Source organism: Roseateles sp. GW821-FHT09G03, from assembly GCF_059416045.1.
Genome location: NZ_JBWKOK010000007.1, coordinates 122,678 through 142,523 on the forward strand (window position 1 = coordinate 122,678; position 19,846 = coordinate 142,523).

Consider the following 19,846-nt stretch of genomic DNA (forward strand, 5'->3'; position numbering starts at 1 on the left):
GTCGGGAGCGCCCGGTCAGCGGAGCTTGAAGACCGCGACCGACTGGGCGAGCGCGTCGGCCTGGTGTTGCAGGCTCTGCGCCGCGGCGGCGGACTCCTCGACCAGCGCGGCATTCTGCTGCGTCATCTGATCCAGCTGCGAGATCGCCGAGCCGATCTGGTTGATGCCGCCGCTCTGCTCCGCGGTGGCGTGGCTGATCTCGGCCACGATGCGCGACACGCGCGAGATCGAGTCGGAGATCTCGTTGATCGTCTGCCCGGCGCGCTCGACGAGCGCGGCGCCGCTGGAGACGCTCTCGCCGCTGGCGGTGATCAATTGCTTGATCTCTTTCGCGGCTTCGGCGCTGCGCTGCGCGAGCGATCGCACCTCGCTCGCGACGACGGCGAAGCCGCGGCCCTGCTCACCCGCGCGGGCGGCTTCGACCGCCGCGTTCAGCGCCAGGATGTTCGTCTGGAACGCGATCCCGTCGATGGTGCCGATGATGTCGCCGATGCGCGCCGACGAGGTGCTGATGCGGCCCATCGTCTGCACGACCTCGCCCACCACGCTCACGCCGCGGACGGCGACCTCGGCGGCCTGCTCGGCCAGCGCCTTCGCCTCGCCGGCGGACGCCGCGTTGTGCTGCACGCTCGACGTCAACTGACCCATCGCCGACGCGGTGGCCTGCAGGTTCGACGCGGCCTGCTCGGTCCGCTGGCTCAGGTCGTGCGCGCCGGCGGCCACTTCGCGTGACGCCGTCGCGATGCTGTCGGTGGCGTTGCGCACGCCGCTGACGACCTCGCGGATCGAGGCTTGCATGCCCTGCACGCCGCGCGCCATCGCGGCCGTCTCGTCCGAGCCTTCCGCCTCGACGGGCTGGCTCAGGTCCTTGCGGGCGATGCGTTCGGTCGTGCGCACGGCCTGGGCCAGCGGTGCCAGGATCGAGCGGATGTTCAGCACCGTCAGCAGCGCGATCAGCGCCACGCCCACTGCCATGACGACACCGAGCACGCCGCGCACGCTCAATTCGCGCGTACCGAGGCGTTCCACCTCGTCCTGGCCGTGCTGCAGGATGGCCTTCGTCATCTCGCCGACGCCGCTGTCCATCGCCTGCACGGGCGCCTTGATGGCGTCGGTGGAGCGGTTCGCCTCGGCGGCATCGACGAAGTCGGCATTCAGGATGCGCTTGGCGATGTCGTCCACGCCGGCCTTGTAGGCTTCGAGCGACTGCTTGAGCTTGGGCGGCAGTCCGCGGATCTCCGGGCTGACCTCGAGCGTGGACAGCGTGTCGAGCGAGCGGATCACACCGGCGTAGGTCTTCTGCCAATCGGCTTGCGCCTGCTTGACGGTGCCGTCGTCGCCGATGTTGATGAGCATGTCCTTCTCGAAGCGGCGCAGGTTGCCGATGCCGGCACGGACTTCGGAGAGTTGCGTCAGCGCACCCACGTCCTGCGCGACGTACTGCTGGAAGTCGGCACGCGAGCTGCCCATCGCCCAGAGGCCGGCGCCGCCGATGAGCAGGAGTGCGAGGACGGACAGGAGACCCAGACCCAGCAGGCGGGTCCGGATCGTGTAGTTGCGCAGAGACTGCATGTTTTCCCAACGAGATGGATCGATGGGAAAAGCCTAGCAGCCGTCATGCCAGCGCCCGAGGACGCCGCACTCTAAACCCTGTCCACCGTGGAGTCCTCCCGAACGGATGTCACGAACGCCCCCACCCGAAGTCCGCCCCGAAAATCTTCCGAAGTCCCCGGTAGCAAATCCGCAGAAGTACGACAGTGATCGGGGACGGCAGAGCGCGGGGTCTTGGCGCTTGACGCCAAGGCCCTGCGCTCTGGCGGCCAACGCCCCGACAGATGAAGGGCAGGTCTTCAACCGAGCTTGAACACCGCCACAGACTGGGACAGCGCATCCGCCTGATGCTGCAGGCTCTGCGCCGCGGCCGCCGACTCCTCGACGAGCGCCGCGTTCTGCTGCGTCATCTGATCCAGCTGCGAGATCGCCGAGCCGATCTGGTTGATGCCGCCGCTCTGTTCGGTCGTGGCGTGGCTGATCTCAGCCACGATGCGCGACACGCGCGTGATCGATTCGGAGATCTCGTTCATCGTCTGCCCGGCGCGCTCGACGAGGGCGGCGCCGCTGGAGACGCTTTCACCGCTCGTGGTGATCAGCTGCTTGATCTCCTTGGCCGCTTCCGCGCTGCGCTGCGCGAGCGATCGCACTTCGCTCGCGACGACCGCGAAACCGCGTCCCTGCTCGCCCGCGCGGGCTGCCTCGACGGCCGCGTTCAGCGCCAGGATGTTGGTCTGGAACGCGATCCCGTCGATGGTGCCGATGATGTCGCCGATGCGCGCGGACGACGCGCTGATCTTCCCCATCGTCTGCACGACTTCCCCGACCACGTCGACGCCGCGCCCGGCGGCGCCCGCCGCCTCTTCCGCCAGCGCCTTGGCCTGCCGCGCCGAGTCCGCGTTGTGCTGCACGCTCGCGGTGAGCTGCTCCATCGCCGACGCGGTCTCCTCGAGGTTGGACGCCGCCTGCTCCGTGCGATGGCTGAGGTCGTGCGCCCCGGCCGCCACTTCGCGCGACGCCGTCGCGATGCTGTCGGTGGCGCTGCGCACGCCGCTGACCACGCCGCGGATCGACGTCTGCATCCCCTGCACGCCGCGCATCATCGCGGCCGTCTCGTCGGTACCGAGCACGTCGAGGCGTTCGCTCAGATCCTGGCGCGCGATGCGCTCGGTCGTGCTGACCGCCTGCGCCAGCGGCGTCAGGATCGACGCGATGTTGAAGAAGGTGAAGGTCCCGATCACCAGCATGCCCACGAGCATCACGCCGCCCAGTGCCATCCGGACCCGGCGCTCTTCCCCGTCGATGCGCTGCACCTCCTGGTTGCCGCGTTCCATGATCGCCTTCGTCATGGCCCCGAGCTGCTTGTCCATCTCGCGGACCGGCCCCTTGATCGGCTCCGTCTGCCGGTTGGCCTCGGCGGAATCGACGAACTCCTGCTTCAGGATGCGCTCGACGATGCCGTCGAGTCCGCTGCGATAACTCCCCAGCGAGGCCTTCATCGCCGGCGGCATCGACTTGATCTCCGGCAGGATGTCGAGCTGCCCGATCGTGTCCAGGCTCTTGTTGACGCCCTCGAAGGCCTTGCGCCATTCGTCCTGGTAGCGCTTCACCGCGGCGTCGTCGCCGATGTTGATCAGCATGTCCTTCTCGTAGCGCCGCAGGTTGCCGACACCGGCCCGGATCTCGGAGAGCTGCACCAGCGACTCGACGTCCTGCTGCACGTAGTGCTCGAAGTCCTGCTTGGTGCGGGCCATCGCCCACAGGCCGTCGCCGCCGATCAGCAGCAAGGCGAACACCGACAACAGGCCGAGCGCCATGAGTCGCGTCCGGATCGTGAAGTTGCGCATGGACCACATGGCATTCCCAACGGTGTAGAAGGAGTGGGAAAAGCCTAGCAGCCGGCGTGCCAGCCGGACATCCTGCGGAAACGGGGGTGTCGAGGATCAGCGCCAGAGCGCGTTCATCGTCTCGACGAAGTCTTCGCGCCGCCGAGGATCGTCGATGACGCGGCGTTCGCCGGCGACGTAAACCTCGCGCCAGGGGACTCCCTGGCTGGCGAAGATCAGCCCGTCCAGCAGCGCCGCGTCCGGCAGTCCGGCCAGGCCGCTCGCCGCCGTGTCGAGCACCAGGAAGTCCGCACGCGCGCCGGTCCGCAGGCCCCATGCGTCCAGGCCCGCCGCCCGCGCGCTGCCCGCGACGCAAGCGTCGAACAGGCGTGCGGCCGTCGACGGTTGCCGCCCCGGCCGCGCCGCGACGTTGCGCCGCTGCTGGCCCAGTCGCTGGCCGTACTCCAGCCAGCGCAATTCCTCGACCCAGCCGCGCGTGACCTGGCTGTCCGAGCCCACCGTCAGCGGCACGTCCGCTCCCAGCCAGCCGGGCAGGTCCGCCAAGCCGTCCCCGAGGTTGCCTTCGGTGCCCGGGCAGATCACGACGCCCGCGCCGCTCGCGGCGATGCGCGCGATCTCGTCCCGCGTGCTGTGCGTGGCGTGCACCAGGTGCCAGCGCGGATCGAGTCCGTAGTCGGCCAGCAGGTCGATCGGCCGCTTGCCGGTGGACGCGAGGCAGTCGTCGACTTCCTGCTGCTGCTCCGCGACATGCACGTGGATGGGAATGTCCGCGTCGCCGACGAGCGCCTGCAGCGCCCGCACATCGTCGGCGTGCGCGGCACGCAAGGAGTGCACCGCCACGCCAGAGCGCACCAGCGGCAGGCCGGCCGCGTTGATGCGCTCGCAGGCGCGCCACACCCATTCCGCATCGGTGCGGAAGCGCCGCTGCGTGTCCTTCAAGCCCTTGTGCGCAAAGCCCGCATGGGCGTACAGCACCGGCAGCAGCGTCAGGCCGATGCCGGTCTCCTGGGCCGCCTCGGCCAGCGCCATCGCCATGGCGAGTTCGTCCTCGTACGGCGTTCCGTCCTCGCGGTGATGCAGGTAGTGGAACTCGCAGACCTGCGTGTAGCCCCCGGCCAGCAGCTCCGTGTAGAGCTGCGCCGCGATGGTCTTCAGCTGCGCCGGCGTCACGCGCAGCGCGACGCCGTACATGCGGTCGCGCCAGGACCAGAAGTCGTCGCTGTCGCTGTCGCGCTGCTCGGACAGGCCGGCGAAGGCGCGCTGGAACGCGTGGCTGTGCGCGTCGACCAGCGTCGGCATCACTGGCCCGCTCAGGCGGACAGCGTCCGCCGGGGCCGGCGCGCCGGCGACGAGTTCAACCCAATGGCCATCGGCCCCGACGCGCATCAGCACGTCCGCCTGCCAACGTCCGGCGAGCCATGCCAGCGGCGCGTGGAAGGTCGCCGGACTCATGCGGCGTTCCGCGTCGGATTGGCCAGCAGATAGGCCTGCAGCAGCGTCGTCAGCACCGGCCGGACACGCTCGACGCAGGCCACATCCAGTTCATACCCGGTGTAGCCCAGGTCGTTCTCGACCATGTAGCAGCGATAGCACATCTCCAGCTGCACGGCCTGCTGGCCGAGCTCCGGCCGCCCGTACTGGCGCGTGATGTAGCCGCCCTTGAAACGCCCGTCGACGACCCAGCTGAAGCGGTCCTGCGCCTGCAGCGCGATCTCCATCGCCTGGCGCGTGACCTGCTTGCAGGACTTGCCTTCGACGGTCCCGATGTTCAGGTCGGGCAGTTGGCCCTCGAAGAGCCAGGGCAGCTCCGAACGGATGCTGTGCGCCTCGAACAGCAGCGCGAAGCCGTGCTCCTGGCGCAGCCGCTGCAACTCGCCCTGCAGCGTCTGGTGGTACGGCGCCCAGTAGGTCTCGATGCGGCGTTGCTTCTCTTCCGCATCGGGCGCGAGGCCGTCCTTGTAGAGCGGCTCGCCGGTGAAGAAGCGCGTCGGGCACAGCTCGGTGTTGGAGGCGCCGGGATACATCGGCGTGTCCTCGGGCGGGCGGTTCAGGTCGATCAGGTAACGCGAGAAGCGCGGCACCAGCAGCCCGGCGCCGAGCTGCTCGGCGATCGGCGCGTACAGCGGCTCCAGGTGCCAGTCGGTGTCCTCGCTGCCGAGCGCGCGCTCCACGTAGCGGTGATGCTGGTCCGCCGGGATCTCGCGGCCCACGTGCGGCATGCTGATCAGCAGCGGGGTGCGGCCGCGCCGCAGTTCAAAGACGTCGTGCTTCATCGCTCGTTCCTCGTGTCTCCTGGCGCCTCAGCCGCGCGGCTGTCCGCCGACGACGGTCTGCCGCAGCGGATTGCGCCCGAACCAGTAGGCCAGCTCGCGCGGATGCGCGGCTTCCCAGATGCAGAAATCGGCGCGTTGACCGGCGGCCAGCCGCCCGCGATCGGGCAAGCCAAGCGCCCGCGCCGCATTCACCGTCAGGCCGCGCAAAGCCTCTTCCGGCGTCATTCGGAAGAAGGTGCAGGCCATGTTGAGCATCAGCAGCAGCGACAGTCCGGGCGAACTGCCCGGGTTGTGATCGGTCGCCAGCGCGATGGGCACGCCGGCGTCGCGCAGCGCCTGGATCGGCGGCAGCTTCGTCTCGCGCAGGAAGTAGAAGGCGCCGGGCAGCAGCACCGCCACGGTGCCGGAACGCGCCATCGCCGCGATGCCGGCGTCGCTGAGGTATTCGAGGTGATCGCAGGAGAGCGCATTGAACCCGGCCGCGAGCGCGGCGCCGCCTTGATCGCTGAGCTGCTCCGCGTGCAGCTTCACCGGCAGGTCGAGCGCGCGGGCGGCCTCGAACACGCGGCGCGTCTGGTCGGCCGTGAAGCCGATGCGCTCGCAGAAGGCATCGACCGCATCGACGAGGCCCTGCTGATGCAGCTCCGGCAGCCAGGCGCAGACGGCATCGACATACGCGTCCTGACGGCCGTCGAACTCCGGCGGCAACGCGTGCGCGCCGAGGTAGGTCGTCCTCACCGTCAGACCGAGCGCCGCCAACCGGCGCGCGACACGCAGGCACTTGGCCTCGTCCGCCAGCGACAGGCCGTAGCCGGACTTCACTTCCAGCGTCGTCAGCCCTTCGGCCATCAGCGCGCGGGCGCGCTGCACCGCCAGCGTGTGGAGGTCCTGCTCGCTCGCCGCCCGCGTCGCGGCGACCGTCGAGCGGATGCCGCCGCCGGCGCGCGCGATCTCTTCGTAGGTGGCGCCCTGCAGACGCAATTCGAATTCCGCCGAGCGCTCGCCGCCGTAGACCAGATGGGTATGGCAATCGATCAGACCCGGGGTCACCAGCAGACCGCCGAGATCGCGCAGCTCGACGGCGCTGTCGCGCAGATCGGCCGGCAGGTCCGCCATCGGTCCGACCCAGCGCAGTTCCTCGCCCTCGACGAGCAAGGCGCCGTCGTCGACCAGGCCCCAGTCGCGGTCGCCCGCCAGGGTGGTCAGCGTCGCATTGGCATACAGCACGCGCCGCGGCGCGTCTGTCGAAACCACGCCTGCCGTCGAGGACCCGTTCGTCATGACTCGCTCCAGATCAGCCACCACGCGGGGCCGTGTTGATCGCCGTCGTCGAAGACGCAGCTCTGCGAGGCCGGCGATTCGCACCAGGCGAGCGTGTGCGGCGCCAGCGGCACCGACCGGTGACCGTGGATGATCATTCCGCCCTCCTGCGTGAACAAGCCCAGCCACTGCGCCCCGTGCGGGATCACGGGCCGGTCCGCCGGCTGCACGCGGAACACGCCCGCGTCGCGGCGGTGCATCGCATTGAAGTCCTGCGTCGGACCGTCGATGAGCACGCAGTTCGGCGCGTCCTCGCCGGCGAACTGCACGATGCCCTCGTTCGGTTTCAGCGCGCGGCCGCGCAGGATCACCCCGCCGCCCGACAGCACGCCGAACCAGCGGTCCACGCCCGGGAAGGCCGAGAACGGACCATCGCGGTCGATGTCCGCGATGCTGACGCGGACCTTCCAGTCCGCCACATGCGGCCAGGCGAGCAGCTCGCGCGTCCGGCCTCCTCCATTGCGCCACGGGGTCGGTGCGACCTCGTCGGCGGTGATCCTCATCCAGCTCATGTCCGACTGATTGTTGGTTTTGTTGAAGCCCGGGATTTTCAAAGAACCGCCCCTGCCGATACGTCACCAAACGTCACGCCTGGAAGCTGCCTTCCAAGAAATAGCGGCTGGCCGGATGCACCAATCGCACCGCCGTCACCGTGCGGCCCAGGCTCGACGTCGCCCGCTTCACGACGAGGCAGGGCTCGCCGCGCGGCATGCCCAGCAGTTTCGCCTCGAGCGCCGTGGGCATCGCCGCCTCGATCGTATAGCGCGCCTCCGACAGCGGCGCGACCTCGAGCAGGTAGTGCGTCGGCGTCACGCGCTCGAAATCCTGGTCCATGTAGGCCGGTGCGCAGGCCGGATTGACGAGGCGGTCCTCGCACTGGATCGCGATGCCGTTCTCGCGGTGCACGATGACGCTGTGGAACAAGGTCGCGCCGGCGCGCAGGCCCAGCATCGCGGCCTGCTCGGCGCTGGCCTTCAGCGTCTCCAGCACATGGACCTTGGCCTCGTGACGATGGCCGCGCTCGGCAATCTCTTCATGCACGTCGCGCACGGTCAGCGTGGACGCGATCCGGTGCAGCTCGGCGACGAAAGTGCCGACGCCCTGCACGCGTTCGATCATGCCTTCCTGATGCAGCTCGCGCAGCGCGCGGTTCACCGTCATCCTGCTCACGCCGAAGGTCTCGGTCAGTTCCGCTTCGGACGGCAGACGCTCGCCCGGCCGCCAGCGTCCGCCGGCGATGCCTTCGCGCAGATGCGTCTTCACCTTCAGGTATTGCGGCGAGGGGCCGTTGCCGGCCGCGCTCGATGAGGGGATCGCCATGGGGCGGAATCCTACTTGACTGTACTTGTATAGACAACCATGAAAACCACTCCTATGATCGCGCCCCATCGGACCGCAAAGAACCGGCCGGCGGCATGATCCATGGCGGCCGGAACTCGCAGCTCAGACCAGGAGACATCGATGACGACGACCCCTTCCACCGCTCAGCCGCGCCCGGTGCGCGCGCCCACCGGCACGCAGCTGAGCTGCAAGAACTGGCTGATCGAGGCCGCCTACCGGATGATCCAGAACAACCTGGATCCGGCCGTGGCCGAGAACCCCGATGCGCTCGTGGTCTACGGCGGCATCGGCAAGGCGGCGCGCAACTGGGACTGCTTCGAGCAGATCCTGACGTCGCTCAAGAACCTCGACGAGGACGAGACGCTGCTGATCCAGTCCGGCAAGCCGGTCGGCGTCTTCCCGTCGCACGTCGACGCGCCGCGCGTGCTGCTGGCCAACTCCAACCTGGTGCCGGCCTGGGCCAACTGGGAGCACTTCAACGAGCTCGACCGCAAGGGCCTGATGATGTACGGCCAGATGACGGCCGGCTCGTGGATCTACATCGGCTCGCAGGGCATCGTGCAGGGCACCTACGAGACCTTCGCCGAAGCCGGCCGCCAGCACTTCGGCGGCGACATGGTCGGCCGCTGGGTGCTGACCGCGGGCCTGGGCGGCATGGGCGGCGCCCAGCCGCTGGCGGCGACCTTCGCCGGCGCCTGCTCGCTGACGATCGAGTGCCAGCAGTCGCGCATCGACTTCCGCCTGAAGACGCGTTACGTCGATGAACAGGCGACCGACCTCGACGACGCGCTGGCCCGCATCGCGAAGTACACGGCCGAGAAGAAGGCCGTCTCCATCGCGTTGCTGGGCAACGCGGCGGAGGTCCTGCCCGCGCTGGTCGCGCGCGTGAAGGCCGGCAGCGCGATCAAGCCGGACCTGGTCACCGACCAGACCTCGGCGCACGACCTGATCAACGGCTACCTGCCGGTGGGTTGGACCGTCGAGCAATGGAAGGCCGCGGCCGCCGATCCGGCCAAGCACGCCGACCTGAAGGCCGCCGCCGCGCGCGGCTGCGCCGTGCACGTGCAGGCGATGCTGGACTTCCAAGCCATGGGCATCGCGACCGTCGACTACGGCAACAACATCCGGCAGGTCGCCTTCGACCAGGGCGTGAAGAACGCCTTCGACTTCCCCGGCTTCGTGCCCGCCTACGTGCGCCCGCAGTTCTGCGAAGGTCGCGGTCCGTTCCGCTGGGTCGCGCTGTCCGGCGATCCGGAGGACATCTACAAGACCGACGCCAAGATCAAGGAGCTGTTCCCGCACCATGCCGGCGTGCACCGCTGGCTGGACATGGCCCGCGAGCGCATCGCCTTCCAGGGCCTGCCCGCGCGCATCTGCTGGCTGGGCCTGGGCGAGCGCCACAAGGCCGGCCTCGCCTTCAACGAGATGGTCCGCACCGGCGAGCTGAAGGCGCCGATCGTCATCGGCCGCGACCACCTGGATTCGGGCTCGGTCGCCAGCCCCAACCGCGAGACCGAGTCGATGCAGGACGGCTCCGACGCCGTCTCCGACTGGCCGCTGCTCAACGCGATGCTCAACACCGCCGGCGGCGCGACCTGGGTCTCGCTGCACCACGGCGGCGGCGTGGGCATGGGCTACTCGCAGCACAGCGGCGTGGTCATCGTCTGCGACGGCACCGAAGCCGCGGACAAGCGCCTCTCCCGCGTGCTGTGGAACGACCCCGGCACCGGCGTCATGCGCCACGCCGACGCGGGCTACGAGTTGGCGCAGAAGACCGCGCAGGAACGCGGCCTGAAGCTGCCGATGCTGGGCCGCTGAGCGCCTCCTGGCCCTTCTCCAGAAACCGAATCAGATTCGATCCGAGTTCCCATGACGACTTCCCTCGAACTCAATCCCGGCAAGCTCTCGCTGGAGCAGCTGCGCCGCATCCGCGCCGGCGGCGTGACGCTCGCGCTGCACGCCGACGCCTGGCCGGCGATCCGCCGCGGCGCCGCCGTCGTGCAAGCCGCAGCAGCCGGCGATGACCCGGTCTACGGCGTCAACACCGGCTTCGGCAAGCTCGCGTCCAAGCGCATCGGCAAGGACGAACTGGCCGCCCTGCAGCGCAACCTGATCCGCTCGCACTGCGTCGGCGTCGGCGCGCCGCTGGCGCCGCCGGTCGTGCGGTTGATGCTGGCGATGAAGGCCGCCTCGCTGGCGCGCGGTTTCTCCGGCGTGCGCGAGACGGTCGTCCAGAGCATCCTCGACGCGTTCAACGCCGGCCTCGTGCCCTACGTGCCCGCGCAGGGCTCGGTGGGCGCCTCGGGCGACCTCGCGCCGCTGTCGCACATGACGCTGGCGCTGATGGGCGAAGGCGAGATGCTGGTCGACGGCCAGCGCAAGCCCGCGCTCGCGGAACTCGAGAAAGCCGGCCTGAAGCCGCTGGTGCTCGAGGCCAAGGAAGGCCTGGCCCTGATCAACGGCACGCAGACCTCGACGGCGCTGGCGCTCGAAGGCCTGCTGCGCTTCGAGACCGTCTACGCCGCCGCCGTCGTCAGCGGCGCGTTGAGCCTGGACGCTGCGCGCGGCAGCGATGGTCCCTTCGATCCCCGCATCCATGAGGTGCGCGGCCAGCCCGGCCAGATCGAGACCGCCGCTGCCTACCGCGCGCTGCTCGCCGGCAGCCCGATCCGCCAGTCCCATCGCGACGGCGACGACCGCGTGCAGGACCCCTATTGCCTGCGCTGCCAGCCGCAGGTCATGGGCGCCTGCCTGGACCAGTCCCGCTACGTCCGCGACGTGCTGCTGCGCGAAGCCAACGCGGTGACCGACAACCCGCTCGTGTTCGCGCCCGAGGACGGCCCGGCCGCGATGGTCAGCGGCGGCAACTTCCACGCCGAGCCGGTGGCCCTCGCCGCCGACGCGCTGGCCTGCGCGATCGCCGAAGTGGGCGCGATCGCCGAGCGCCGCATCGCCATGCTGATCGACACCGGCGTCTCTCGCCTGCCCGCCTTCCTGACCGAAAACGCCGGCCTCAACTCCGGCTTCATGATCGCGCACGTCACCGCCGCGGCGCTGGCCAGCGAGAACAAGTCGCTGGCGCATCCCGCGAGCGTCGACAGCCTGCCGACCTCCGCCAACCAGGAGGACCACGTCTCGATGGCCACCTTCGGCGCGCGTCGCCTGGGCCCGATGCTGGACAACACTGCGCACATCGTCGCCATCGAGCTGCTGGCCGCCGCGCAGGGCATCGAATTCCTGCGGCCGCTGCGCAGTTCCGCGCCGCTGGAGGACGTGCACGCGCTGCTGCGCGAGCGCTGCCCGGCGATGTCCACCGACCACTATCTGGCGCCTGACATCGAACGCGCCTTCGTGCTGGTCAACGACGACGGTCCGCGCGGTCCGGCCGCGCTCCTTCGCGCGCGCACAGAGATGGTCGTGCTGGACTAATATCCGAGGCCTCGGCGGGCCTCGCCCGCCACCTCCGCGCGAGTCCCGCATGCCACACACCGCCTCGACGGCGCGCTCACCGCGCGCCGTTCGCGTTTCCACCCTCCCCGCGCCGGAACGCGCTTCGCCCCTGCTTGTGCGCTTCGTAATGAGCCTGTTGCTGCTGATCGCGGCGATGCTCGTCGCGCCGCACGCCTTCGCCGCCACCAAGGTCGTCTTCGACATCGACATGCGCGAGGAGATCGCCGCCGGCCGCTTCGACCCGGCCAAGGACATCGTCGGCGTGCGCGGCGGCGCGGCGCCGCTCAACTGGGGACGCTCGCTGGTCGCGCCGGCCGCGGGGCTGGGACGCGACGGCTGGTACAGCGCCACCGCCGTCTTCGAGCGCATCCCGCCCGGCGGCAACGTGCCCTACAAGTTCCACGTCGAGCATCCCGGCCAGAACGATCCGGAAGGCGACTGGGAGACCGGCTCCAACCGGTCGCTGGAACTGGTCGCCGACGAGGTGCGCGTCACCCGCGCCTTCAACGCCCCCGGTGCGCCGATCTCGCTGAGCCGCGCCGGCACCATCGAACGGCTGGCTCCGCTGCCTGGCAACTTCGTCGCCCAGCGTCCGGTGCAGGTCTGGCTGCCGCCCAACTACGAGCGCGACACCGAGCGCCGCTATCCGGTGCTCTACCTGCATGACGGCCAGAACGTCTTCGACGCCGCCGCCGCGGGCGCCGAGTGGCAGGTCGACGAGACCGCGCAGCGCCTGGTCGTCGACGGCCAGATCCAGCCGCTGATCATCGTCGCGGTCAACAACACCTCGCGCCGCATCGACGAGTACACCGCGACCGCGAGAACCTTCGAGGGCCAGACGCGCGGCGGTCTCGCGCCGGCCTATGCGCGCTACCTGATCGAACAGCTCAAGCCCTCCATCGACGCGCGTTACCGCACCTTGCCCGATGCGGCGCACACGGCGGTGGGCGGGTCCTCGCTGGGCGGCATCGTGAGCCTGTGGCTCGCCGTGCACCATGGCGACGTATTCGGCACGGCGCTGGTGGTGTCGCCGTCACTGTGGTGGGACGACGAGTTCCCGATCCGCGACACGCAGAAGACGCCACTGCCGATGTCGCAGCCACGCCCGAAGTTGTGGCTGGACATGGGCACGAACGAAGGTCCGGACTCGATCAAGCAGCTGCGCAAATTGCGGTCGGTGTTGTCCGCACGAGGCTGGGCGGGTGCCGACATCGGCTACCTCGAGGCCGAGGGTGCCGGACACGACGAGGGCAGTTGGGCCGCACGCGTCGAACCGATGCTGAGATTCATCGACAAGCAGTTCAACGCCAGGACCGGCTCGGCCAACAGCACGCAGCAGGATCCGTTCCCCACCGGCGTCCGACCCTCGATGCCGCCAGGCCCTGGTACCTACACCAAGTGACTCCGCAGTCATCGGTCCCAAGCCGATGAAGTCAGCGACTGCGAGTGGGGCCGGAATGCTGCTGGGGGTTCCCGGAGGGACGCCCCCTGCTGCGTGGAGTGCCCGCGCTTGGCAACCCGCAGTCAGTTCGTGCGTGAGGCTGCTGGCCCTCACCCCTGCCCTCTCCCGCAAGCGGGAGAGGGAGCAATTCCTGCGGCGCGTGGAGCGCGCGTCAGTAGCGCCCGGTAGCGCCCGCCACCCGCAGGTAGACGTAGGCGACCCACGCCACCAGCGCGCGCCCGAGGAAGCCGCGAATCCCTCGCCCCGCCGTCTGCTCGACGCGCAGGGACTTCGCCACCGCCGCGTCGAACTCCCGCGCCACGTCGCCTGCGAACGGCGCGTCGCGCACGACGACGTTGGCTTCCAGGTTGAGCAGCAGCGACAGCGGATCGATGTTGGAGCTGCCGATGGTGGCCCAGTCGTTGTCGACGACGCAGATCTTGGCGTGCAGGAAGGCGGGCGTGTACTCGTAGATCTGGACGCCGTGCCCGAGCAGCTCGTCGTAGAGCGCGTGCGCGGCCAGCGCGGCGATCTTGTAGTCGACCTTGCCCTGCAGCAGCAGCCGCACCTGGACGCCGCGCTGCGCGGCGTCCTTCAGCGCGCGGCGGAAGCGCTGCCCCGGATAGAAGTAGGGCGTGATGAGATCGACCCGCGCGGTCGCGGCGCGGATCGCCTCGACATAGGCGCGTTCGATCGTGCGGCGCTGTCGCAGGTTGTCGCGCAGCACGAAGGCCGCGCGCACCGGCGGCAGCCGGTCGGGATCCCGCCGGCGGTGTTCCCCGCGCGGCATTCGGATGCGCCGCATCAGTCGCTTCGCGCGCCGCGCCGGCGAGGCACTGCGGATCATCGCCCGCATCTCGTCGCCGAAATCGTGGCCGAGCCAGGCGCGCGTCCACACCGCACGCGCCGCCTGCTCGATGGCCCGCACCGCCGGCCCGCTGACGCTCACCGCGAAGTCCAGCCGCGGGGTCTCCGTGCGTCCATGGTGCAGATCCACGCGGTCGTCGATCACGTTGATGCCGCCGACGAAACCCACGACCCCATCCACCACGCACAGCTTCTGATGCAGCCGCCGCAACTGACCGGGATGCAGCCAGTTCCACCACCGGTCGATCGGACGGAACACCGCCAGCGCGACCGCCGTGCCTTCGAGCTGCCCCCGCAGCCAGCCCAGGCTGCCCTTCGAGCCGAAGCCATCCACCACCACCCTCACCCGCACGCCGCGTTGCGCCGCGCGCTTCAGGGCGTCGACGGTCGCGGCGCCGGCCTCGTCGTCATGGAAGATGTAGGTCGCCAGCCAGACCTCATGATCGGCCCGGTCGATCGCCTCGACCTGCGCCGGGAACAGCGCATCGCCGCCGCACAGCAGCCGCACCGCGTTGCCGCCGGTGAAGCTGGGCTGGGACCCCAGGGTCCACGGGAAGAGGGGTTCCTGCGTCCGCTTCAAGTCAGCACAAGCTCGGCGAGCAACGGCAGGTGGTCGGACATGCGCGCCCACGTCGGACCGCGCGGCACCTTCATGTCGACGCAGCGCAGACCGCGCGTGTAGATCCGGTCCAGCGAGAACACCGGCACCCGCGACGGGAAGGTCGGCAGCGAACGCTTGGCGCCCGGCAGCATTGCCCGGCTCAGGCCCGTCGCTCGCATGGGCTCTTCCAGCCGCTCGCCCCAGTCGTTGAAGTCACCGGCCACGACCAGCGGCGCGCCGTGCGGCACATGGTCCTCGATGAAGGCCGCCAGCTTCTGGATTTGTCGCACCCGGCTGCCATGGATCAGGCCCAGGTGGGCGACGACCGCGTGCACCTCGGTGCCCTGCCAGCGCACCGGCACGTGCAGCAGCCCGCGCTGCTCGAAGCGATGGTCCGACACGTCGTGGTGGCCGATGTCTCCCAGCGGATATCGCGACAGCAGCGCATTGCCGTGCTCGCCGTGGCGGGTGACCGCGTTGGTGCGATAGGCCACCTCGTAGCCTTCCGGCGCGAGGAACTCCGCCTGGCCCTGCTCCGGCCAGCCGAACCAGCTCCGGTCGAACTGGCGCGCCTCGCGGTGGTGGAACAGCCGGACCTCTTGCAGGAACACCAGGTCCGCGTCCAGCGCCTGCACGCCCATGCCCAGGTTGTGGATCTCCAGCCGCTTGCCCAGGCCCATCCCGCGCACGCCCTTGTGGATGTTGTAGGTCGCGACGCGCAGGCGTCCGACGCTGTCGGCCGGCGAGGTGTCCGTGGTCGCCGAATTGGCCAGGGCCGCGTGACGCGGCGTTCGGCGGATCATGGGGCGGCCCTTTCGTGGCGCGCCACGATCGGCGCGATGCGGGCGGGCAGTTGGAGGATGGCCTCCGCATTGGACGGCGAGAAGCACAGGTCCGCCGCCTCGCGCCACGGCAGCCAGCGGAAATCGAGGTGCTCGCGCGGCGCCAGCGTCACCGCCGTGCCCGACGGCACCGTGAGGCCGAAGACGTGCTCCGTGTTGCGCGTCACGCCCGGCGCGTAGCGGTGGCGCCAGACCGGATAGATGTCGTAGACGTTGGCCAGCTGCCAGTCGACGAGTGACCCGGGGGCCAGGTCTTGCACGCGGATGCCGGTTTCCTCCAGCACCTCGCGGCGGGCGGTGTCGCTCAAGGGTTCATCGAGCGCATCCTTCGACCCGGTCACGCATTGCCAGAAACCGGGCCGGTCGGCGCGTTCCAGCATCAGCACGTCCAGCGTGTCGGTATGGATCACGACCAGCACCGACTCGGGAATCTTGTAGGCACGCGCAGCCAGTTCGGCGGCAGCCGTCGGGGCGGCGGCCGGGAGCGGGGTGGCGGCAGGGCCGAGAGGGGCGAGAGGCACGTCGCTCATAGCGGGCAAGCATATCCCAGGGTCATGGCGCGGCCGGCGTGTGCCGGGCCCGGCACGCCGCCGACATGGACTCCCACACGCGCGACAAACAGTCGACATGAACGGGCGCATCGCGGTGCCCGACACACGGGCCGAGCGCGAAGGCAACGCTTGTTCACAGTCGACGAACAACGGCGTCGGCAGATGTGCGGCAGGAAATATAGAAAGTTTGTAGAGGCTGCGGACGCCGCGGTTCATGAGGGCATCCGCCGTGCCGCCCCCCGGAAGAATGACTTCCGTCGCTACCACCACCCCGGAGGGGTCATGACCACCGTCACCACCACGAACGGCACCGGCGCTCCGCTGGTCGCCTCCCGTCAGCTCACGAGCCGCCCCAGCGGCAGCTTCGAGATCAACGCCCGCGAATACGGCACCGTCGCCGCCGGCGCGATCGGCCTGGCGCAGGCCGCCTATCAGGGCGGCGAGAACGCCGTCAGCACCGTCGTGCATTGGAGCGAGGAAGGCCTGCAGGCGCTCGAAGACGGCGCCAAGGACGTGGGCCACGCGATCTCGACCGGCCTGTCCGAGGTGAAGGAACTGGCCGGCGACGTGAAGGACGCCGTCGCCAGCGGCACCAGCACCGTGATGAAGGAAGCCGGCGAGCTCGGCAGCACCGTCGGCGGCTACCTCGCCGCGGGCGCCGTGGCCGGCAAGGCGCTGATCGACGAGATCCTCTGACCATGCGCGCCGCCGCCGCCCCGGGCCTGGCCCGTGCGCTCGCCCTCGTCCGTGCCCGTGCCTTCGTCCGAGCCTTCGCGCTGGGCATTGCGGTGCCGCTGACCGGCTGCTCGCTGCTGAGCCCGATGCCCAGCATCGAGCTGGCCAAGGCCACGGCAGGCATGGCGACGATGGCCATCGGCCAGGGGCCGGCGCGCGCGACGCAGACGGTGTTCCACGACGCGGCGCTCCCGGAGCGCGTCTGCATCGAATACAACCGCTCGCTCGCGCTGCCCGAATTCGTCCCGGCCCTGATCGCCGAGCTGCGCGATCACGAGGTCCAGGCCCGCGTCTTCGAAGCCGGCGTGCGCCCCGGCGACGAGGCCTGCCCGGCCTGGGTGCACTACCAGGGTCTGCAGCAGTGGGACAAGCCACCGCTGTCGGACCAGATCCGGCCCTACCTCGCGCAGGCGACGCTGAGCCTGCATGACGCCGGCGGGCGCCTGATGGCCGCCAGCAGCTATCGCAGCGACGACGCGACGCTCGGCATGGGCAAGTGGGCCAGCACGCGCAACAAGCTCGCGCCGGTGGTGCGGGCGCTGCTCACAGGCTTCGAAGGGTGAGGGAGGAGGGAATCATGTTCAACGTTTCCACGGCCGCGCGACGACGCGGCGGACTGCTGCTGGGCGCCGCGCTGCTGAGCGCCTGCGCCTCGCACGAGTCGCTGGTGCAGGGCCCGGTGCAGGTGATGCCGCCGCCCGACGGCGCCTATGTCGAGCGCGTCAACAACGGCGCGATCTACCAGCCCGGCATGGCCGCGGCCTCGCTCTTCACCACCGAGCGCCGCGCGCGCCAGGTCGGCGATTCGCTGAAGGTCGCCATCAGCGAGTCGCTCAGCGCCACGCAGAAGAGCAAGACCGATACCAGCCGCGACAACAAGCTCGCGGTCAAGGGACCGGGCGGTTCCAGCAACGTCGGCATCGTCGACCGGCTGCTCAAGGCCGACGCCACCGCGTCGGGCAGCGACTCGTACAAGGGCAGCGGCGACACCGAAGCCAGCGGCAGCCTCAGCGGCCAGATGGCCGTGTCCGTGATCAACGTGCTGCCCAACGGCCACCTCGTCGTCGCCGGGGAGCGCAGCATCGCGATGAATGGCGGGCTGCAGACGCTGCGCTTCTCAGGCGTCGTCAACCCACAGGACATCCGCAGCGGCAACCAGGTCCAGTCCGCGGACGTCGTCAACGCGCGGATGGAAATCGCCGGCAAGGGCGAGGTGTCCGAGGCGGCCCGGCGCAGCTGGCTTCAGCGGGTGCTGACATCGAGCCTGGCGATCTGGTGATCGCCTCCCGCGCGGCGATGGACGTCGATTCAGGCGAGCCGGGCGGCGAGCCGCCGCGCGAGTTCGAGCGCTTCGGCCAGAGCCGGGCGCCGCGTGCCGGCGTCCGTGGCGCCGGCGCTGCTCGAGAGCCGCTCCAGCATCGCCACCAGGTCCCGCGCCTGCGCCCCCGGGTCCGCGGCATCGGACGTGCCGCCCGGCGCCTGAGGCGCGGGCAGTTGGGCGATCAAGCGCTGCAGCCAGCCGGCCAGCCGTTCGGCCCGGCTGCGGTCGGCGCGCGACCAGACGGCCCCCTCTGCGCGTTCCAGCACCAGCTCACCCACCACCGCGCCTGCCGCGTTCCTCAGCGAGAGCGTCTGCGATGAGCGGCCGGGACGCGCCGCCATCCCCACGAGCGGGGCGGCCCCCGCCGCGGTCCAGCGCAGATCCAGTCCGGTCAGCGCCAAGGCCTCCAGCAGCCGCGGCCGGGCCTGCTGCCATTGCATCTCGACGTCGGCGACGCTTGCCACCGCCGCGCCGGAACGTCCCAGCGTCAGCAGCAAGCCTTCCGCGCCATGCGGATCGGTGTCGAAGCGCGCGAGCTGCTCCAGCCGCGCCGGCAGTTCCGTCTGTCCGAGCGTCGCCTCCAGCCGCTGCCGCTGCTGCTGGTGATACCAGCTCGGTCCGAGCTGTTCCTGCTCCGCCATCAGCTGTCCCAGCCGACCGTGCGCCGCCGCCTGCAGGGACCGCGACTGGATCTCCTCGCCCAGCGCGAGCGCCTGCTGCGCGGGCGGCACGGCCTCGGTGCCGCGCCGCAGCTCGCTGATCAGCAGCAGCGTCTGCGCCTGCAGCCACCGGTAGCGGCAGCGCCGCGACAGATCCTCCGCCTCCGCCGCCAGGGTCAGGGCATGCTCCACCGCGCCGCTGTCCCGCGCGCAGCGCGCGTGGTGCCACATCGCCTCGGCCTCGTAGTCGCGGTGGCCGACGGCGCGCGCGTCCGCGCGGGCCTCGTCCAGGCGCGGCAAGGCGGCTTGAGGCCCCTGCGTCGCGCGCAGCGACACCGCGCGGTTCAGCGCGATCTTGGACCGCATGTAGGGATCGTCGCCCAGCTGCGGATAGTGCAGCTCGGCCTGGTCCAGCACCCGGCCGCCTCGCGCCCAGTCGCCGAGCGCGAAACACAGGTGCGCCAGGCCGATCCGGGCCAGACAGGCCCAGCGGGTCTCGTCGTCGGCCAGCTCCAGCGTCTGGCTCCAGGCATTGCAGGCCTGGACATAGTCGCCGCGCTGGTAGTGCATGCGGCCCAGCGCCTCGCTGAGTTCCGCCGCCTCTTCCAGCAGCCGGTGCTGCAGCGCGCGGGCGATGGCGCGCTCCAGTTCCGCCTGCAGCTCCGGTCCGCGCCCCCAGCGTTCGAGGATGAAGAAGGCGCCGAGCAGCGCCTGGAACGGCGGCTCACCCTCGCGCGCGATCAGCCGCTGCAGCCGCGGCAGGGCCAGGCCCGGACGGCGCATGACCAGCCGTTCCCAGCGCGCCTGCGGCGTCAGGGACACGCGTCCGCCCGGGCCGGCGCCGCGTCGCGCGCCCGCCTGCCGCGCGCGGCCGTCCCTGCCCTTGCTCCCGCGTTCTCCTCGCTCGCCCGTCGCCATGTCTGTCCCGTTCCATGTGCCCCCATTGCGGGGAACGACAGGAGCATAAACGCCCCGATGGATGCCCCCGCGGGGGCGTTGTTCATCGAATCCGACTGATAAGTGGGCCCCGCACACACATTCATGTGA

The 19,846-nt window shown here is 70.3% G+C and carries 17 protein-coding genes; 6 read left to right on the forward strand and 11 right to left on the reverse strand.

Features of this window, described 5'->3' with window-relative positions; translation table 11 throughout:
• Positions 1–15: 15 nt before the first annotated feature.
• From AC07OZ_RS23550 to hutC, 7 genes are all read right to left on the reverse strand, one after another.
• On the reverse strand, positions 16–1,572 hold the full coding sequence (locus tag AC07OZ_RS23550; protein ID WP_495469495.1) for a methyl-accepting chemotaxis protein: 1,557 nt from the start codon (positions 1,570–1,572) through the stop codon (positions 16–18).
• Positions 1,573–1,850: 278 nt separating this feature from the next.
• Positions 1,851–3,407 carry a methyl-accepting chemotaxis protein gene (locus AC07OZ_RS23555; RefSeq protein ID WP_495469496.1) on the reverse strand — a complete coding sequence of 519 codons (1,557 nt, stop codon included), beginning with the start codon at positions 3,405–3,407 and terminating at the stop codon, positions 1,851–1,853.
• A gap of 87 nt (positions 3,408–3,494) precedes the next feature.
• Complete coding sequence (gene hutF / locus AC07OZ_RS23560) at positions 3,495–4,850, reverse strand: formimidoylglutamate deiminase (RefSeq protein WP_495469497.1); 1,356 nt, start codon at positions 4,848–4,850, stop codon at positions 3,495–3,497.
• Positions 4,847–5,671, reverse strand: a complete 825-nt coding sequence (hutG, locus tag AC07OZ_RS23565; protein ID WP_495469498.1) for an N-formylglutamate deformylase — start codon at positions 5,669–5,671, stop codon at positions 4,847–4,849. Before hutG ends, hutF begins: the two co-directional genes overlap by 4 nt.
• A 27-nt stretch (positions 5,672–5,698) precedes the next feature.
• Positions 5,699–6,952: an imidazolonepropionase gene (hutI, locus tag AC07OZ_RS23570; protein ID WP_495469499.1), complete on the reverse strand. Its 1,254-nt coding sequence runs from the start codon at positions 6,950–6,952 to the stop codon at positions 5,699–5,701.
• The gene (locus tag AC07OZ_RS23575) at positions 6,949–7,503 is read right to left on the reverse strand and encodes a HutD/Ves family protein (RefSeq protein ID WP_495469500.1); all 555 of its coding nucleotides are present in this window, start codon (positions 7,501–7,503) and stop codon (positions 6,949–6,951) included. The genes hutI and AC07OZ_RS23575 overlap by 4 nt, the downstream gene beginning before the upstream one ends.
• Positions 7,504–7,576: 73 nt before the next feature.
• On the reverse strand, positions 7,577–8,311 hold the full coding sequence (gene hutC / locus AC07OZ_RS23580) for a histidine utilization transcriptional repressor HutC (protein ID WP_495469501.1): 735 nt from the start codon (positions 8,309–8,311) through the stop codon (positions 7,577–7,579).
• 141 nt (positions 8,312–8,452) lie between these two features.
• On the opposite strand from hutC, the gene hutU reads away from it, so the two are divergent.
• The 3 genes from hutU to AC07OZ_RS23595 all read left to right on the forward strand — a co-directional run bounded on the left by hutU (position 8,453) and on the right by AC07OZ_RS23595 (position 13,184).
• Positions 8,453–10,150 (forward strand): urocanate hydratase, encoded by a 1,698-nt coding sequence (hutU, locus tag AC07OZ_RS23585; RefSeq protein WP_495469502.1) that lies wholly within the window; start codon positions 8,453–8,455, stop codon positions 10,148–10,150.
• 51 nt (positions 10,151–10,201) lie between these two features.
• Positions 10,202–11,761, forward strand: a complete 1,560-nt coding sequence (gene hutH, locus AC07OZ_RS23590) for a histidine ammonia-lyase (protein ID WP_495469503.1) — start codon at positions 10,202–10,204, stop codon at positions 11,759–11,761.
• 148 nt (positions 11,762–11,909) lie between these two features.
• Entirely contained in the window at positions 11,910–13,184 is a 1,275-nt protein-coding gene (locus AC07OZ_RS23595) for an alpha/beta hydrolase (protein ID WP_495469504.1), read from the forward strand.
• 211 nt (positions 13,185–13,395) lie between these two features.
• Here AC07OZ_RS23595 and clsB read toward each other — a convergent pair whose 3' ends face one another.
• Genes clsB through nudB form a run of 3 tightly spaced genes read right to left on the reverse strand, consistent with a single transcriptional unit; the run spans position 13,396 to position 16,063 of the window.
• Positions 13,396–14,670 carry a cardiolipin synthase ClsB gene (gene clsB / locus AC07OZ_RS23600; protein ID WP_495469505.1) on the reverse strand — a complete coding sequence of 425 codons (1,275 nt, stop codon included), beginning with the start codon at positions 14,668–14,670 and terminating at the stop codon, positions 13,396–13,398.
• A complete protein-coding gene (locus AC07OZ_RS23605; protein WP_495469506.1) occupies positions 14,667–15,494 on the reverse strand; it encodes an endonuclease/exonuclease/phosphatase family protein in 828 nt (275 codons plus the stop codon). Before AC07OZ_RS23605 ends, clsB begins: the two co-directional genes overlap by 4 nt.
• Positions 15,491–16,063 carry a dihydroneopterin triphosphate diphosphatase gene (nudB, locus tag AC07OZ_RS23610; protein ID WP_495469507.1) on the reverse strand — a complete coding sequence of 191 codons (573 nt, stop codon included), beginning with the start codon at positions 16,061–16,063 and terminating at the stop codon, positions 15,491–15,493. Before nudB ends, AC07OZ_RS23605 begins: the two co-directional genes overlap by 4 nt.
• Before the next feature lie 303 nt (positions 16,064–16,366).
• Here nudB and AC07OZ_RS23615 point away from each other — a divergent pair, with 303 nt between their 5' ends.
• Genes AC07OZ_RS23615 through AC07OZ_RS23625 form a run of 3 tightly spaced genes read left to right on the forward strand, consistent with a single transcriptional unit; the run spans position 16,367 to position 18,098 of the window.
• Complete coding sequence (locus tag AC07OZ_RS23615) at positions 16,367–16,780, forward strand: hypothetical protein (protein ID WP_495469508.1); 414 nt, start codon at positions 16,367–16,369, stop codon at positions 16,778–16,780.
• A 2-nt stretch (positions 16,781–16,782) separates the two neighbouring features.
• Positions 16,783–17,382, forward strand: a complete 600-nt coding sequence (locus AC07OZ_RS23620) for a cell division protein FtsI (RefSeq protein WP_495469509.1) — start codon at positions 16,783–16,785, stop codon at positions 17,380–17,382.
• Positions 17,383–17,396: 14 nt separating this feature from the next.
• Positions 17,397–18,098, forward strand: a complete 702-nt coding sequence (locus AC07OZ_RS23625; RefSeq protein WP_495469510.1) for a flagellar basal body L-ring protein FlgH — start codon at positions 17,397–17,399, stop codon at positions 18,096–18,098.
• 29 nt (positions 18,099–18,127) lie between these two features.
• Here AC07OZ_RS23625 and AC07OZ_RS23630 read toward each other — a convergent pair whose 3' ends face one another.
• Positions 18,128–19,717: an ATP-binding protein gene (locus tag AC07OZ_RS23630; RefSeq protein WP_495469511.1), complete on the reverse strand. Its 1,590-nt coding sequence runs from the start codon at positions 19,715–19,717 to the stop codon at positions 18,128–18,130.
• Positions 19,718–19,846: the final 129 nt, after the last annotated feature.

Bases quoted from the DNA above. Each gene is read 5' to 3' on its own strand.
- AC07OZ_RS23550 (WP_495469495.1), bottom strand. From the start codon at position 1,572: ATGCAGTCTCTGCGCAACTACACGATCCGGACCCGCCTGCTGGGTCTG.
- AC07OZ_RS23555 (WP_495469496.1), bottom strand. From the start codon at position 3,407: ATGTGGTCCATGCGCAACTTCACGATCCGGACGCGACTCATGGCGCTC.
- hutF (WP_495469497.1), bottom strand. From the start codon at position 4,850: ATGAGTCCGGCGACCTTCCACGCGCCGCTGGCATGGCTCGCCGGACGT.
- hutG (WP_495469498.1), bottom strand. From the start codon at position 5,671: ATGAAGCACGACGTCTTTGAACTGCGGCGCGGCCGCACCCCGCTGCTG.
- hutI (WP_495469499.1), bottom strand. From the start codon at position 6,952: ATGACGAACGGGTCCTCGACGGCAGGCGTGGTTTCGACAGACGCGCCG.
- AC07OZ_RS23575 (WP_495469500.1), bottom strand. From the start codon at position 7,503: ATGAGCTGGATGAGGATCACCGCCGACGAGGTCGCACCGACCCCGTGG.
- hutC (WP_495469501.1), bottom strand. From the start codon at position 8,311: ATGGCGATCCCCTCATCGAGCGCGGCCGGCAACGGCCCCTCGCCGCAA.
- hutU (WP_495469502.1), top strand. From the start codon at position 8,453: ATGACGACGACCCCTTCCACCGCTCAGCCGCGCCCGGTGCGCGCGCCC.
- hutH (WP_495469503.1), top strand. From the start codon at position 10,202: ATGACGACTTCCCTCGAACTCAATCCCGGCAAGCTCTCGCTGGAGCAG.
- AC07OZ_RS23595 (WP_495469504.1), top strand. From the start codon at position 11,910: ATGAGCCTGTTGCTGCTGATCGCGGCGATGCTCGTCGCGCCGCACGCC.
- AC07OZ_RS23605 (WP_495469506.1), bottom strand. From the start codon at position 15,494: ATGATCCGCCGAACGCCGCGTCACGCGGCCCTGGCCAATTCGGCGACC.
- nudB (WP_495469507.1), bottom strand. From the start codon at position 16,063: ATGAGCGACGTGCCTCTCGCCCCTCTCGGCCCTGCCGCCACCCCGCTC.
- AC07OZ_RS23615 (WP_495469508.1), top strand. From the start codon at position 16,367: ATGACCACCGTCACCACCACGAACGGCACCGGCGCTCCGCTGGTCGCC.
- AC07OZ_RS23620 (WP_495469509.1), top strand. From the start codon at position 16,783: ATGCGCGCCGCCGCCGCCCCGGGCCTGGCCCGTGCGCTCGCCCTCGTC.
- AC07OZ_RS23625 (WP_495469510.1), top strand. From the start codon at position 17,397: ATGTTCAACGTTTCCACGGCCGCGCGACGACGCGGCGGACTGCTGCTG.
- AC07OZ_RS23630 (WP_495469511.1), bottom strand. From the start codon at position 19,717: ATGGCGACGGGCGAGCGAGGAGAACGCGGGAGCAAGGGCAGGGACGGC.